This is a genomic window from Actinoplanes sp. NPDC051861, assembly GCF_040681145.1.
GTDB lineage: Bacteria > Actinomycetota > Actinomycetes > Mycobacteriales > Micromonosporaceae > Actinoplanes.
The window spans coordinates 1-1118 of record NZ_JBFAYE010000051.1; the positions used below are offsets into that span (position 1 = coordinate 1).

Annotated in this window: 1 protein-coding gene; it reads right to left on the reverse strand. The window is 65.2% G+C overall.

The window, feature by feature from the left end:
• The coding region (locus AB0M02_RS46735; RefSeq protein ID WP_364238996.1) for an AAA family ATPase at positions 1-1118 on the reverse strand (1118 nt) is incomplete at both ends.

The following is a 1118-nucleotide window of genomic DNA, read 5'->3' on the forward strand; positions in this document are numbered from 1 at the left end:
TCGTAACCGACGTAACCGGGAGGGGCACCCACCAGACGCGACACCGTGTACCGGTCGTGGAACTCCGACATGTCCAGCTGGATCAGCGCGTCCTCGGAACCGAACAGGAACTCCGCCAAAGCCTTGGACAGCTCGGTCTTACCCACCCCGGACGGACCGGCGAAGATGAACGAACCGGACGGCCGCTTCGGGTCCTTCAACCCCGCACGCGTGCGCCGGATCGCCTTGGACACCGCCTGCACGGCGTCCTCCTGCCCGATCACCCGCTTGTGCAGCTCGTCTTCCATCCGCAGCAGCCGAGACGTTTCCTCCTCGGTCAGCTTGTACACCGGAATACCGGTCCAGTTCCCCAGCACCTCGGCGATCTGCTCGTCGTCGACCTCCGAGACCACATCGAGGTCGCCGGCCTTCCACTCCTTCTCCCGCTGCGCCTTCTGACCCAGCAGCTGCTTCTCCTTGTCGCGCAGCTGCGCGGCCCGCTCAAAGTCCTGCGCGTCGATCGCGGACTCCTTGTCCCGGCGCACCTGAGCGATCCGCTCATCGAAATCACGCAGGTCCGGCGGCGCGGTCATCCGGCGGATCCGCATCCGCGCCCCCGCCTCGTCGATCAGGTCGATCGCCTTGTCCGGCAGGAACCGATCCGAAATGTACCGGTCCGCCAACGTCGCGGCCGCGACCAGCGCGGCATCGGTGATGCTGATCCGGTGGTGCGCCTCATACCGGTCCCGCAGACCCTTGAGGATCTCGATCGTGTGCGCCAGCGACGGCTCACCGACCTGAATCGGCTGGAACCGCCGCTCCAACGCGGCGTCCTTCTCCAGATGCTTACGGTACTCATCCAGCGTCGTCGCGCCGATGGTCTGCAGCTCACCCCGCGCCAACATCGGCTTCAAAATCGAAGCCGCATCGATCGCGCCCTCGGCGGCACCCGCACCCACCAGGGTGTGGATCTCGTCGATGAACAGGATGATGTCACCACGCGTGCGGATCTCCTTGAGCACCTTCTTCAAGCGCTCCTCGAAATCACCGCGATACCGCGAACCGGCCACCAGAGCACCCAGGTCCAGGGTGTAGAGCTGCTTGTCCTTGAGCGTCTCGGGCACCTCACCCTTGACGAT